The 12,592-nt window shown below is 31.2% G+C and carries 10 protein-coding genes; 7 read left to right on the top strand and 3 right to left on the bottom strand.

What is annotated here, in order from left to right:
* Positions 1 to 25: 25 nt before the first annotated feature.
* The 4 genes from ACSBO6_RS12190 (at position 26) to ACSBO6_RS12175 (ending at position 3,559) form a co-directional block, all read left to right on the top strand.
* On the top strand, positions 26 to 250 hold the full coding sequence (locus ACSBO6_RS12190) for a hypothetical protein (protein ID WP_098846789.1): 225 nt from the start codon (positions 26 to 28) through the stop codon (positions 248 to 250).
* 163 nt (positions 251 to 413) lie between these two features.
* On the top strand, positions 414 to 2,579 hold the full coding sequence (locus ACSBO6_RS12185) for a DNA topoisomerase III (protein WP_498843442.1): 2,166 nt from the start codon (positions 414 to 416) through the stop codon (positions 2,577 to 2,579).
* Between the two features lie 79 nt (positions 2,580 to 2,658).
* Positions 2,659 to 3,036 carry a hypothetical protein gene (locus tag ACSBO6_RS12180; RefSeq protein ID WP_498843441.1) on the top strand — a complete coding sequence of 126 codons (378 nt, stop codon included), beginning with the start codon at positions 2,659 to 2,661 and terminating at the stop codon, positions 3,034 to 3,036.
* A 154-nt stretch (positions 3,037 to 3,190) separates the two neighbouring features.
* A complete protein-coding gene (locus ACSBO6_RS12175) occupies positions 3,191 to 3,559 on the top strand; it encodes a DUF3979 family protein (protein ID WP_098846792.1) in 369 nt (122 codons plus the stop codon).
* On the opposite strand, the gene ACSBO6_RS12170 is transcribed toward ACSBO6_RS12175, so the two are convergent.
* Positions 3,556 to 4,605: a YkvI family membrane protein gene (locus ACSBO6_RS12170; protein ID WP_098846793.1), complete on the bottom strand. Its 1,050-nt coding sequence runs from the start codon at positions 4,603 to 4,605 to the stop codon at positions 3,556 to 3,558. The two genes, ACSBO6_RS12175 and ACSBO6_RS12170, sit on opposite strands and share 4 nt — an antisense overlap.
* Before the next feature lie 206 nt (positions 4,606 to 4,811).
* Here ACSBO6_RS12170 and ACSBO6_RS12165 point away from each other — a divergent pair, with 206 nt between their 5' ends.
* Positions 4,812 to 6,095 carry an MDR family MFS transporter gene (locus ACSBO6_RS12165; protein WP_498843440.1) on the top strand — a complete coding sequence of 428 codons (1,284 nt, stop codon included), beginning with the start codon at positions 4,812 to 4,814 and terminating at the stop codon, positions 6,093 to 6,095.
* A 41-nt stretch (positions 6,096 to 6,136) separates the two neighbouring features.
* On the opposite strand, the gene ACSBO6_RS12160 is transcribed toward ACSBO6_RS12165, so the two are convergent.
* Together ACSBO6_RS12160 and pssA are read right to left on the bottom strand one after the other, a co-directional pair.
* Positions 6,137 to 7,075, bottom strand: a complete 939-nt coding sequence (locus ACSBO6_RS12160) for a metal ABC transporter substrate-binding protein (protein WP_498843439.1) — start codon at positions 7,073 to 7,075, stop codon at positions 6,137 to 6,139.
* A gap of 298 nt (positions 7,076 to 7,373) precedes the next feature.
* Complete coding sequence (gene pssA / locus ACSBO6_RS12155) at positions 7,374 to 8,108, bottom strand: CDP-diacylglycerol--serine O-phosphatidyltransferase (protein ID WP_098846796.1); 735 nt, start codon at positions 8,106 to 8,108, stop codon at positions 7,374 to 7,376.
* 370 nt (positions 8,109 to 8,478) lie between these two features.
* Here pssA and ACSBO6_RS12150 point away from each other — a divergent pair, with 370 nt between their 5' ends.
* Both ACSBO6_RS12150 and ACSBO6_RS12145 read left to right on the top strand, forming a co-directional pair.
* Positions 8,479 to 10,110 (top strand): peptide ABC transporter substrate-binding protein, encoded by a 1,632-nt coding sequence (locus ACSBO6_RS12150; protein ID WP_098846797.1) that lies wholly within the window; start codon positions 8,479 to 8,481, stop codon positions 10,108 to 10,110.
* Between the two features lie 768 nt (positions 10,111 to 10,878).
* On the top strand, positions 10,879 to 12,513 hold the full coding sequence (locus tag ACSBO6_RS12145) for a peptide ABC transporter substrate-binding protein (protein ID WP_098846798.1): 1,635 nt from the start codon (positions 10,879 to 10,881) through the stop codon (positions 12,511 to 12,513).
* The last annotated feature ends 79 nt before the right edge of the window (positions 12,514 to 12,592 follow it).

Here is a 12,592-nt window from a genome sequence, read left to right as displayed (position 1 = left end):
CTTTAAAAGAGACGGAGAGATGAATATGATTCATTGCGAATGGATTGAATTTAAAATTGAAAATGATTTAATGACAGAGGAAAAATTTGAAGAAATGATGAATGATACATTTCAAGCAATGATGGTTGACGAAAATAACTTTCCTCAATATATATGGACGGCTAACTATGTTGTCATTGTAACAAAACGAATAAAAATATTAGAAGAAGTAGAGTTTATTCAAATACCACGTAATCCAGTATGTAGTTAAGAGCAAATCATCAATAGCAGCAAAGGCAGGATCAAGAGAAGGAATTCTTTTGGCACTGCCTTTTTTTCGTTCCTTCGTGCTTTCCCTACCATTACATAAGTTATATAATAACTATATCTAGCAAATAAAGTTACAAAAATTAGTTTAAATTGTGAGGAAGAAAATGAAATTAATTATTGCCGAAAAGCCTGATCAAGGTTTAAAGCTCGCAGTTCCTTTTAAGTTCCAAAAGAAAAAAGGGTTCTTAGTCATTCAACCGAATGAGTTTTTTCCAAAAGGTGCTTATTTAACTTGGGCTATTGGGCATTTATGTGAGCTATTATCACCTGAAGAATATGATGAAAAATGGAAAAAGTGGTCATTGAATACTTTGCCAATTATACCTAATCGCTTTGGGCATAAAGTTTCAAAAGGGAAGTGGGATCAATTTTCAATCATTAAGAATTTAGTTCACCTAGATGAAGTTACTGAAATAATACTTGCTGGTGACTGTGAGCGTGAAGGAGAACATATTGTTCGCCTTATTTTAAATTTAGCCGGAAATAAAAAGCCAATGAAAAGGCTTTGGATTTCCTCATTAACAGAAAATGCCGTTAAAAAAGGATTTAGTCAACTATTGGACGAAAGTGAAACAAAAAGCTTGTTCTTTGAGGCATATAGTCGGGCATGTGCTGATTGGTTAGTTGGAATGAATGCATCAAGAGTCTATTCATTACATTTACAAAAAAAAGGAATTCAGGATGTATTTTCGTTAGGAAGAGTTCAAACTCCAACACTCGCGCTCATCGTCAAAAGAGAACTTGAGATTGAAAGGTTTAATTCCGAACCTTATTGGGAAGTTTTTGCTACATTCTTGTTTGATAAGCAAAAATTTTTTGGAAAATGGCATAAAGAATCAGAGTCTAAAATTATGTCAAAGGAATTAGCTGAAAAAATTGCTGCTTTTTGTGAAAACAAAAACGTTAAAATTACTGATATTGAGCAAGAAAGAAAAGAGTTTCAACCACCTTTTCTTTATAATTTATCGGCACTACAAGCAGATGCAAACAGTAAATATAAATTTTCACCACAAAAAACACTCGAAATTGCACAAAAACTTTATGTAAAAGGGAATATTTCATACCCACGTTCTGACTCAAGTTTTATTACGAAAGAAGAAGCCATGATGCTCCCAGATATATTGAAGAAACTTGAAAATATTGAGCAATTTTCAAAATTCTTCCCTCTGCCAAATCAGTCTATATTAAATAATAGTCGCTTCGTTAATGAGAAAAAAGTCACTGATCACTATGCGATCATTCCTACTGAGCAAGTCCCAAATATCCATAAAATGAATGATGAGGAAATGAAAATATATGAACTAATTGTAAATCGTTTAATTAGTGCTCATTATCCTAATTCAATTTTTGACTATACAACAATTCATACGCTAGTAGACGGTCGAGCAACTTTTATTTCAAAAGGGAAAGTAATGGTTCAAGAGGGGTGGCGTAAAGTCATATTTGAGAAAACAAAAGAAAAAAATGCAGAAGAACAAAATTTACCTGTTGTTGAAATTGGCCAAGAAGGAATTGTTAAAAAAGTAGAGGTAAAAGAAAAGAAAACTCAAGCACCTAAAAGATATACTGAAGGACAATTAATAACATTAATGAAGTCTGCGGGAAAACATATTGATAATCCAGAATTAACGAAAATACTAAATAAAACTGAAGGATTAGGTACAGAGGCAACTAGGGCTGGTATTATAGGTACTTTAAAAAATAGAAAATATATTGATGTTAAAAAAAATCAAGTTTTCGCGACGGATAAAGGGAAACTTATTATCTATGCTTTAGGAGAAAATATTTTAACTTCACCTGAAATGACTGCAAAATGGGAGCAGAGATTAAGTGAAATTGGAGAAGGCAAAGCGAGTAGCCTTGAGTTTATGGAACAAACTAAAAAGTTAACTGAAAAAATAATTCTTGATGCATATGAAAATGAGAAGTTATGGAATTTTTCAGAGTTTAAAATTGAAGAGATGCAAAATTCGAAGTTTGGTCCAAAGAAAAGATCAACTAGTGTAGGAAAATGTATTAAATGCGATGGTAAAATGGTCGATAAAGGATCGTTTTATGGGTGTGATCAATTCCAAAAAACAAAATGTGATGTTACAATTTCAAAAAAAATATTAGGAAAAACAATAACAAAAGCGATAATGAAACAGTTATTAAACGGTGAGACTACAGAGGTTATAAAAGGATTTTCAAAAGATGGCAAAGAATTTGAAGCTTCTTTAAAATTTAATGAGGACGGAAAGATACTGTTTATCCAAAATTCCATAAAATAAATGAGCATAATGTAAATTAATTAGTCAATTCTATTTTTTATTGCATATAATTATATACAATGATAATAGGAGGATTAAAGTGAAGGAATTCTATAGCAATGAACAAGTTTTTCTAACTGGTGGAATTGTTCCTTCCGTTTATTCATTATGTATAGATTGTAATCGGAAAATTGTACATGTTCTTGACTTGGATCGGGTAGGTACAAGGCCAGTATATGTATCATTTTCTAACAGCTTTGCAGAAAATATTTTTGAGCAAATAAGCTTAACAACGTTAGGAAGTTACTTAGAATACCAATTTTTGATTTATACTACAGAAGGTGTAGTAACAAAATGGAAAAATAATGAACTAGTAGCGTTAACTAATTTAGATGAATGTAAGCCGGAATTCATTAGTTTAATGAAAGAAAGAAGAAATACTTGGTCTAAATATAAAGCTTTATCTAATCGAAAATAAAAAGAAGGATTACTCTTTTAAATAAGGAGTAATCCTTTTCAATTTGAAAACTAAAATTTTCAACCTAACAAAATCTCTAGAAGTGGCATATTCCTGTCATTTCCTGTCTTAATTTGTTAAACTATCAACATATTCTAAATTAGAAGGTGATAATATGATTTGTTTTTTAGAAAATACCTTTCAAATAAAATTAGAAAAAAATGATAAAGGTGATTACCCGATTATCGTGACTGACGAAGGAATCTTTAGCGAAATGAGTCAAAAAGATAAACCGAATAGTTATGTTAAGTTTATTATTAATGAATATGATGAGTTAACGATTGATTGGTATGTTGAAAATGAAAATCGCTTTTCCGTAAAAAGTCTACAAGTTCATCAAATGATCTTAATAAATGATCATGATGAACATTCCATTCAGTTTGTATTAGAACGTTGGCAAAGTAGGATGTTTAAGATTCAATGGAAGCCAAAGTTACACATTGAATTTGGTCTTTATTATGAAGTTTGCGATGATTGCGATTAAGGTGATTTTTTAGGTTTTAATAAAGTTAAGATGACAAGAAAACTAATCCAGCCGATAAGTGGATAAAGGAATGTTAATAATGGTCCATAGCCAATGATGCTAATAAACAGGCAGCATAATAATAATAAGATAACGACTATATTAGTATTCAATCGGATATATGAATTAATTTGTCTAGACATCCCATATATGTTTCCAACTAATGTGGTAAAAATTTCAGCTAAAATAACCATTAGGAAAAAGTAATAGAAAATTGGATGGATTTTTTTAATTACTTCAACCATTGGAATTTCATATTGTTGAAAATTGGTTACACCTGATACGTTCAGATGAATTAGTAATAAAATAGTGCCTAATATTAAACCGCCTAATACCCCACCTTGAACAATTGAAGATTTTTCTTTGCACTCAAAACCAATAGGTACTAAAACGGCCTGGGCTAGCGCCATATTTAAACAAACATAGGTTATTGGTTTTGTAAACACTGTAAAGTTAAGCATATTAATAGAAGGTAGAATATGTTCAAGTTTTATTTCATGCATTTTAAATGGTAAATGTGAATTGATGAAAACTGCGACAATAAAAGCACACATAATTGGGACTACTGTATTATTTAGGCTGAATAAACCACTTGTCCCTTTTCTTAAGACAATAAAAGTCAAAACGATAAAAAATAATGATCCAATAAAGGAATCAAAGTGTAAGTAATTTTTAAATACAGCTCCAGCACCTGACAACATGACACTTGTAACGCCAATTAAAACAAAAAATAATAGCCCATTAATAATATTTCCCCCGAGTTCTCCAAACAATAGTACATTAAATTGCTGAGCAGAATTTAATTTATATGTATGAGCTATTGTCATAATTTTAGTTCCAAACCAACAAAATAATACAGTCGCAAATAGAATCCCCATTGCACCATATACTCCGTTAATTGAAAAGAACTCTACAATTTCCTTACCCGTAGCAAAACCTGCTCCAATCACTGTTCCGACATATGTAAAGGCTATATTTCGGGCTTCTTTACTAAAGTTGAATTTCATAGGAAGTCCTCCTAAATGTAGTACTAAATTGTATGATACATCTTAGGAAAATAGACATGCTCCCTAAGTAAAAGTTTATAAATGGACCAATTAAATGAATTTATTGTTTTTGATTTCCTAGAAGAGAGAAGACCCCATTTAAAAAAATTCATTTTACGCATTTTTTTTATTATGTTAAAGTGAGTAGGTTAGGGGGGCGGGGCATCATGAATATACTTAAATGGAATTTTAATATGAAGATTAGGCTGGTTGCTGAGTTTTTCTTTGGATTATTCTTTTGGATGTATTTACCTTTTTTAGCAATTTATTTTGCTGAAGAATTAGGTAAAGTGACAGCAGGGATCTTACTAATGTGCTCTCAAGCAGTTGGGGTATTTGCAAATTTAATCGGTGGTTATTTGGCTGATACATATGGCCGAAAAAAAATGATGGTGATTTCAGCTTTTATTCAAGCGGGAGGAATGATCTTGCTAACAATTGCAAATTCACCTATTTTAAATTCTCCATGGTTAACTTTTTTTGGTTTTGCAATTATTAGTGTCACAGGGATGTTATACAATCCTGCAAGTTCGGCTATGGTAGCTGATACAGTTGAAGATAAAGACGAAAGAAACTTAGTCTTTGCTGTGTTTTATACGATGATAAACATTAATGTTGTAATCGGACCTATTATCGGTGGGATTTTATTTTTTAAAGCAAGGTTTTTATTATTTAGTATATCTTCATTCATCTTTTTAAGTGTCGCATTTATGATTCTACTATTAATAAAGGAGTCACTACCAGACTCCATAAGACAGGTAAAAGAAGCTTCTGTTTCAAAAGTTTTAATTAATCAAGTAAAGAATTATCGTATTATTTTTACCGATAAGGTATTTTTCTTATTTGTTGCTGCTGGTATATTAATCTCTCAAACTTTTACTCAATTAGATTTATTACTAGCGGTTTATATAAAAGAAAGTATTCCTATTCAAACACTATTTAGTTTTGGTGATTTTACATTAAAGACAAATAGTGAAACGTTATTTAGCTGGGTCATAGCCGAAAATGGTTTAATCGTGGCTTTGTTTACAGTTTTAATAACGAAATTTGCCAATAAGTTTAATGAAAGATTTTTATTTTTTGCATCGTCTGTTTGTTATGCTTTATCTATGTTGTTATTTGGGTTCACACTAAGTGCATATGTTATTTTTATAGCAATGGCACTCTTTACTTTGGGTGAAATTTTAGTCGTAGGTAATCAGAATTCATTTATTGCAAAAATTGCTCCTGAAAATCAACGTGGACAGTATTTCGCAGCAGCAGGCTTAAGATGGTCACTTGGACGAACTATTGCACCACTAACAATACCATTAGCTGGGCTGATTGGATATAAATGGACATTTAGTATCATTACGATCCTAGCCTTGTGTGGCGCGTATTTATTTGAATTGATGTTTAAAGAAATCAAAAGAAAATCCGAACCAACTTCTGCTAAAAAAAAGGTTGGATAAATAATGTAAAAGAGGACTCAAAAAATTTTGAGTCCTCTTTTTTAACGGTTATTTAATGTCTTATCTAATGTGTTTATATTTTCTTGCATTAAGTCAAAATAATCTTTATGCTTCTTTAAATCATCTTCTGAAATAGTTGCTAAGTGGCTAAGTCTTAAGATTTTAGCATGTGTTTCATTTTTTACAACAGATGCTACTTTTGGAGTAGCAAACGATTCGAATAAAATATATTTGACATGATGTTGTTTAACGAAATCAACGACTTTCTTTAAATCCTTTTGTGAAGGCTCTTGAGAGGGGGAAAGTCCTGTAATTGGGATTTGTTCAATTCCATAATGTTCTTCCAAATATCCATAAGCTGCATGTGAAACAACAATATCCTTACGTTCAGAATGTAAAACTAAATTTCTTAATTCACGATCAAGTTCATCAAATTGACTTTCAATTTGTTGATAATTTGCTTCAAAGTACTGTTTGTTTTTTGGCATTAATTTAATTAATTCATCCTTAATATTTTGTGCTTCAATCTTTGCGCGAGATGGATCTAACCAAACGTGGGGATCAACGTCATGATGGTCTTCATCCGCCTCAATTTCTTCTTCGTTTGACTTTATTAATTCAATATTTTTTGTAGCCTCTAAGATCGAAACATTATTATTTTTAAGTGTATCACTGATTTTATCTGCAAAAGGTTCCATACCTGCACCATTGTAAACAAATAAATCAGAGTTTGCGATTTTCACAATTTGTTTAGAAGTTGGTTCAAAATCATGAGTATCAACACCAGTAGGGTATATGGAATGAACGTCAACGTATTTACCACCAATTTTTTCAGTAAAATCTTGTAAAGGGTAAATGGTTGTATAAATCGTCAGTTTATTTTTATTTTTAGTACTTTGCATTTGCGTTTCTTTATTGCAAGCTGATAGAACCGCACTTGTTAATAGCAATGTCGTAATTGCTAATTTCTTAAATTTCATTTTTTTCTCTCCCTAAAAAATTAATCATTTTTAGTATTTAATAATGAGGTTGTTTATAAACGAAAAAAGTTAAAATTGTTTAACTAATTCGTAATCATTCCTTTTTATGTAATAAAAAAAATAGAACATCTTTATCCAACTACATTAATTAACTTCTCAAAATCGTAATAAATACGATTTAATCCTTTGTCATTATAGAACAGTAATTATGAATGTGCAAGAAAAATGCGATTCGAAAGGATTAATAGATAAAAAAAATATGCATTGATGAAAAGTATTCATCAATACATACTAGTTATTATGATTTTCTTTTTAAACGGAATTTACGTGGTTTTTTATTTTCATTACCTGCTTGCTTCTTTTTACTTTTGAAAAACTGAAAGAAAATAAAGAAGATGTATAGCGGAATGGCTATATAAATAAAGAATGGCCATTGTTCTTTTTTAGCATGCCATACAAGATATAATGCGTATCCTAAAAAAACCGTAATAATGGTCGCATATTTAGGGATTGGGATATCTTTAAAACTTGGAATTTTAATTCGACTAACCATTAAGAATGCCAATGCTACAAAAACTGTAATAATGACAATTTGCGGTATTCGACTTCCAAATAATGTTAAAAAGGCAACAAGACCACCAGCTGCTGTAATCGGTACACCAGTAAAATACTTCAATGATGTCGAAATAGGTGTTACGTTAAATCGTGCTAATCTATACGCACCAAACAGTGGGAATAAACCAGCAATTGCTAAACCAAAGATTCCTTCGGTTGAAAATTGGGTACAAAATACCAAATAGGAAGGTGCAACTCCAAAAGTAACAATATCAGCTAATGAGTCTAATTCTTTTCCTAATTGTGATTGGACTCCTAAAACTCTAGCAACTCGACCGTCCATACTATCAAGCATCATTCCTATTAAAATAAGAATTGCTGCATTTCTAAATTCTCCTTTAGCTGCAAAACCGATCGATAGAAATCCACAATATAAATTCCCTAGAGTAAAAAGGTTTGGGATACTTTTTCTTATCATACATTCACTTCCTATAATTGATGGTAAAAAATAAATATGTATAAATTCAATAAGATATATTATAACCCAAAATTTAGTAAGAATGGGAACTAATAATAAAGTTCATAAAATGTTTGCGAAAATCGACAATAAATTACAACAAAAAAATATGTGAATAGTAATACAATCATTTTGAACTACACTAAAAATAATAAAAAGTGTGTAAATTGAACTAAGATTTAAAGGGGTTTTAATAGAAAATAAATTAAATATTAAAAAAATACTTTTTTTTCCGAAAAGTTTGTAGTATATTGAAAAAGTAATAAGTGATTTTTCAGAAAAATAAGTAAATTATAAACATGAATAATCACTAATATTTGGAGGTGCTCTAATGAAGCGTAGATTAGCAACAACTGTTTCAAGTTTATTAGTACTAAGTACAGTACTAGCGGCTTGTGGCAAAGACACAGAAAAAACAGCAACTAATTCTCAGAAAGAGACGAAGCAAACGTTAAAATTAACTACAACGACTGAGATTCCTTCTATGGATTCAGCAAAAACTACTGATTCAATGTCATTCGAAGTTTTAAACAATGTAAATGAAGGTTTACTACGTTTAGGTGAAGGTGACGATGTAGTAGATGGGGTTGCTAAAAAAGATGCGATTGAAATTAGTAAAGATGGACTTACTTATACTTTCCATTTACGTGACACACAATGGTCAAATGGTGAGCCAGTAACTGCTAATGATTTCGTTTATGGTTGGCAACGAGCTGTAGATCCAAAAACGGCATCTGAATATTCATTCATTTTATACTATGTGAAAAATGCTGAAGCCATTTTCAATGGTAAAATGCCAAAAGATCAATTAGGTGTGAAAGCACTAGATGATAAAACATTACAAGTAACGCTAGAACAACCAACTCCTTATTTCTTACAGTTAACTACTTTTGGTACATACTTACCTGAAAATCAAAAGTGGGTTGAGTCTAAAGGGGATCAATATGGTTTAGAAGCAAATACTCAATTATACAATGGTCCATTTACTTTATCTGAATGGAAGCATGAGCAAAGCTTTACATTAAAGAAGAATCCTAAATATTGGGACAAGGATACAGTTAAGTTAGATGAAATTAAATACAATGTAGTTAAAGATACTTCTGCTGCAGTTAACTTATATGAAAACGGCGATATTGATAAAGTAATGCTTGATTCTGAATATGTTGATAAATATAAAAATGACCCTGAATACAAAACACAATTAGATGCTCGTTTAGTATTCTTCCGTTTCAATGAAAAACTACCACTCTTTAAAAATGCTAAAGTTCGTAAAGCATTTGACTTAGCATATGATAAAGAAGCTATTACATCTACGATTTTAAATGATGGGTCTAAACCTGCTTATTGGTTAGTACCTTCTGAATGGGTAAAAGGGCCAGATTCAAAAGACTTCCGTGATCATAATGGTGACTTTAACAAATATAATGTCGAAGAAGCTAAAAAATTATGGTCAGAAGCTAAAAAAGAACTTGGTAAAGATAAATTTGAGTTAAAAATGCTTTCTTATGATGATACAACTCGTAAAAAAGCTGCTGAATATGTGGCTGGTGAGCTTGAGAAGAACTTACCTGGTTTGAAAATTACTGTAGCTCCACAACCGTTTGAAATTAAACTTGATAACGAGAAAAAATTAGATTACGACTTCTCATTCTCTGGTTGGGGTCCAGACTATCCAGATCCAATGACATTTATTGATATGTTCTTATCTAACAGCGCATTCAATGAAATGGCATACAACAATCCAAAATATGATGAGCTTGTAAATGCTGCTAAAAAAGAAGCAGATCCACAAAAACGTTGGGAAAATATGGTACAAGCTGAAAAAGTAATTATGGATGAAGCTGGTATTTCTCCTATTTACCAACGCGGTCGTGCATATTTACAAAAAGATTCAGTTAAAGGTATTATTGCGCACAAATTTGGTGGAGATTTCTCTTACAAGTGGGCTTCTAACAAAAAATAATAAGATCTAAAAAAAGAGAAAGGTTCGCCCTTCTCTTTTTTTAGAGTGTCGAAATAGATTGTGGTCAATATCGAAAACTAGAACACTATATGAATTTAAAGGAAAAATAGTATTTTTATTATTTTTTTGTCATCTTATTGTTAAAACAGAGGTATTGGTTGGAATTTAAAAGTTTTAACTAACTGTCAAAAATCAAATATCATCTTTTTTACAATTCGTTCTATTGAGTATTCGAATGTTTTTAAAATTATTATTTTTTATAATCGCCCCATAGAAAGCAAGCAACCTGTAGTGGAAATCTGAGACATAACTTTCGTATCAAGGATTAGAGATTCCAATAAAAAAAGGAACACCTTTCTATTTTTTAGGACGTATTATGTTAAAACAAAATGGGTGAATGTTAAAAGGTACCTAGATCATTACTTTTTAACTGGATAATATTTTTTTAACAACATGAAAAGAAAAATTCTAAAAAAGTATACATATTTGTCCAACATGAATCATTTATTGAAATTGGGGCATTTATTAGTAGTTTTGATTTAATATGCAAAAAAAGAGTGCAAAATGTATCTTTAGATTACAAGAAAGTAAAGATTTATTTAAATTTATTAATTTTTTTGAAAAAAATGTCGATTTTTTGTTGATATTTTCTAAAAAGTATGTAAAATTAAAAGTAGTTAAAGGTTATTAACTATTCGGACAATAGAAATTGTTTGAATATTTTAATAGTTTTTAAGTCTAATTGTTTAATTTTGGGGAGGCAATCTAATGAAAAAGAAGGTATCGTATTTTCTATCTTTATCTGTTGCTGTGAGCATGCTTTTAACTGCATGTAACTCAGACAAATCAAATGAAGGTAAAAAAGAAACAGCAAAAGCAAAACCACAAGTATTGAACTTACTAGGCGGAGCTGAACTACCAGGTTTAGATTCTAGTACTACTACAGATGCTGAATCTTTCAACGTTTTAGGTAACATCATGGAAGGCTTAAACGTGTTAGGGAAAGATGATGCAGTACAACCTGGTATCGCAGAATCTTTTGATAAATCAGAAGATGGTTTAACTTATACATTCCACTTACGTGATGCTAAATGGTCAAATGGTGACCCTGTAACTGCTGGAGACTTCGTTTACGCTTGGAAACGTGCAGCAGATCCTAAAAATGCTTCTGAGTATGCGTTCATGATGAATGTATTACAAAATGGTGAAGAAGTAACTACTGGTAAAAAACCAGTTGATCAATTAGGTGTTAAAGCAGTTGATGATAAAACTTTAGAAGTTAAATTAGCAAAAGCTATTCCATATTTTGATTCTTTAGTTACATTCCCAACATTCTTACCTTTAAATCAAAAGTATGTTGAATCTCAAGGTAAAGAATACGCTTTAGAAGCTGACAAGTTAATCTTCAATGGTCCATTTGAATTATCAGAGTGGAAACATGATGAGAGCTACAAGTTAGTTAAAAACCCTGATTACTATGATGCTAAAAACGTAGGCCTAAAAGAAATCAACTTTAAAATTGTAAAAGATCCACAAACAGGTGTTAACTTATATGAAGCAGGTGAAGTTGACCGTGCAGGTTTAACTGCAGAGTTTGTTGACAAATATAAATCTAGCCCTGACTACGGAACAACTAAAGAGCCAACAGTATTCTTCTTACGTGTAAACGAGTCGAAAAATCCAGCTCTTAAAAATGTTAACATCCGTAAAGCTTTAAATGCAGCATTTGACCGTGAAGCAATCACAGGCGTAATCTTAAATAACGGTTCAGTACCATTATACGGTTTAGCTCCAAGTAACTTCTTAGATGCTAACGGTAAAGACTTCCGTGATGCTTCTGGACAACTTGTAAAATACGATCCAGCTAATGCTAAAACATTATGGGAACAAGGATTAAAAGAAATCGGTAAGAAAGACGTTTCAATCGAATTATTAGGTTCTGATACTGAAACGAACAAAAAAATCAGTGAGTACTTACAAGGTGAATTCACTAAAAACTTACCAGGTTTAAAAATTAACATTAAATCAGTTCCATTTGCACAACAATTAGACTTAAACTCTAAGAAAGATTATGACATCTCATTCGGCGGATGGGGTCCAGACTACAAAGACCCAATGACATTCTTCGATATGTGGACTACTCAAAGCCCATTCAACCAAATGGGATTCTCTAACAAAGAGTATGATAAGTTAATTGCACAAGCTGGTGGAGAGTTCTTATTAGACCCAGCTAAGCGTTCTGATGCATTCTTACAAGCTGAGAAAATCTTAGTAGAAGACAATGCAGCAATTCTTCCAATTTACCAACGTGCGATTGCATACGTTATGAAGCCAAAAGTAACTGGATTAATTGAGCATTCATTTGGATCAGATTACACTTACAAAAACGTTGTAATTAAATAATTAAGAAATGATAAAAGGCTGTTCTAATGTCAGGTCACTGACTTGGACAGCCTTTTTTTATATGAAATAATACGAACAC

It is taken from the genome of Bacillus sp. AL-1R (genome assembly GCF_052180195.1).
GTDB lineage: Bacteria > Bacillota > Bacilli > Bacillales > Bacillaceae_G > Gottfriedia.
Note: the sequence above shows the minus strand (reverse complement) of the source record. Positions and strands in the feature narration are given on the sequence as shown.

Excerpts from the sequence above, each read along its gene's own strand:
- ACSBO6_RS12185 (WP_498843442.1), top strand. The coding sequence starts at position 414 with ATGAAATTAATTATTGCCGAAAAGCCTGATCAAGGTTTAAAGCTCGCA.
- ACSBO6_RS12165 (WP_498843440.1), top strand. The coding sequence starts at position 4,812 with ATGAATATACTTAAATGGAATTTTAATATGAAGATTAGGCTGGTTGCT.
- ACSBO6_RS12160 (WP_498843439.1), bottom strand. The coding sequence starts at position 7,075 with ATGAAATTTAAGAAATTAGCAATTACGACATTGCTATTAACAAGTGCG.
- ACSBO6_RS12170 (WP_098846793.1), bottom strand. The coding sequence starts at position 4,605 with ATGAAATTCAACTTTAGTAAAGAAGCCCGAAATATAGCCTTTACATAT.
- pssA (WP_098846796.1), bottom strand. The coding sequence starts at position 8,108 with ATGATAAGAAAAAGTATCCCAAACCTTTTTACTCTAGGGAATTTATAT.
- ACSBO6_RS12190 (WP_098846789.1), top strand. The coding sequence starts at position 26 with ATGATTCATTGCGAATGGATTGAATTTAAAATTGAAAATGATTTAATG.
- ACSBO6_RS12175 (WP_098846792.1), top strand. The coding sequence starts at position 3,191 with ATGATTTGTTTTTTAGAAAATACCTTTCAAATAAAATTAGAAAAAAAT.
- ACSBO6_RS12150 (WP_098846797.1), top strand. The coding sequence starts at position 8,479 with ATGAAGCGTAGATTAGCAACAACTGTTTCAAGTTTATTAGTACTAAGT.
- ACSBO6_RS12145 (WP_098846798.1), top strand. The coding sequence starts at position 10,879 with ATGAAAAAGAAGGTATCGTATTTTCTATCTTTATCTGTTGCTGTGAGC.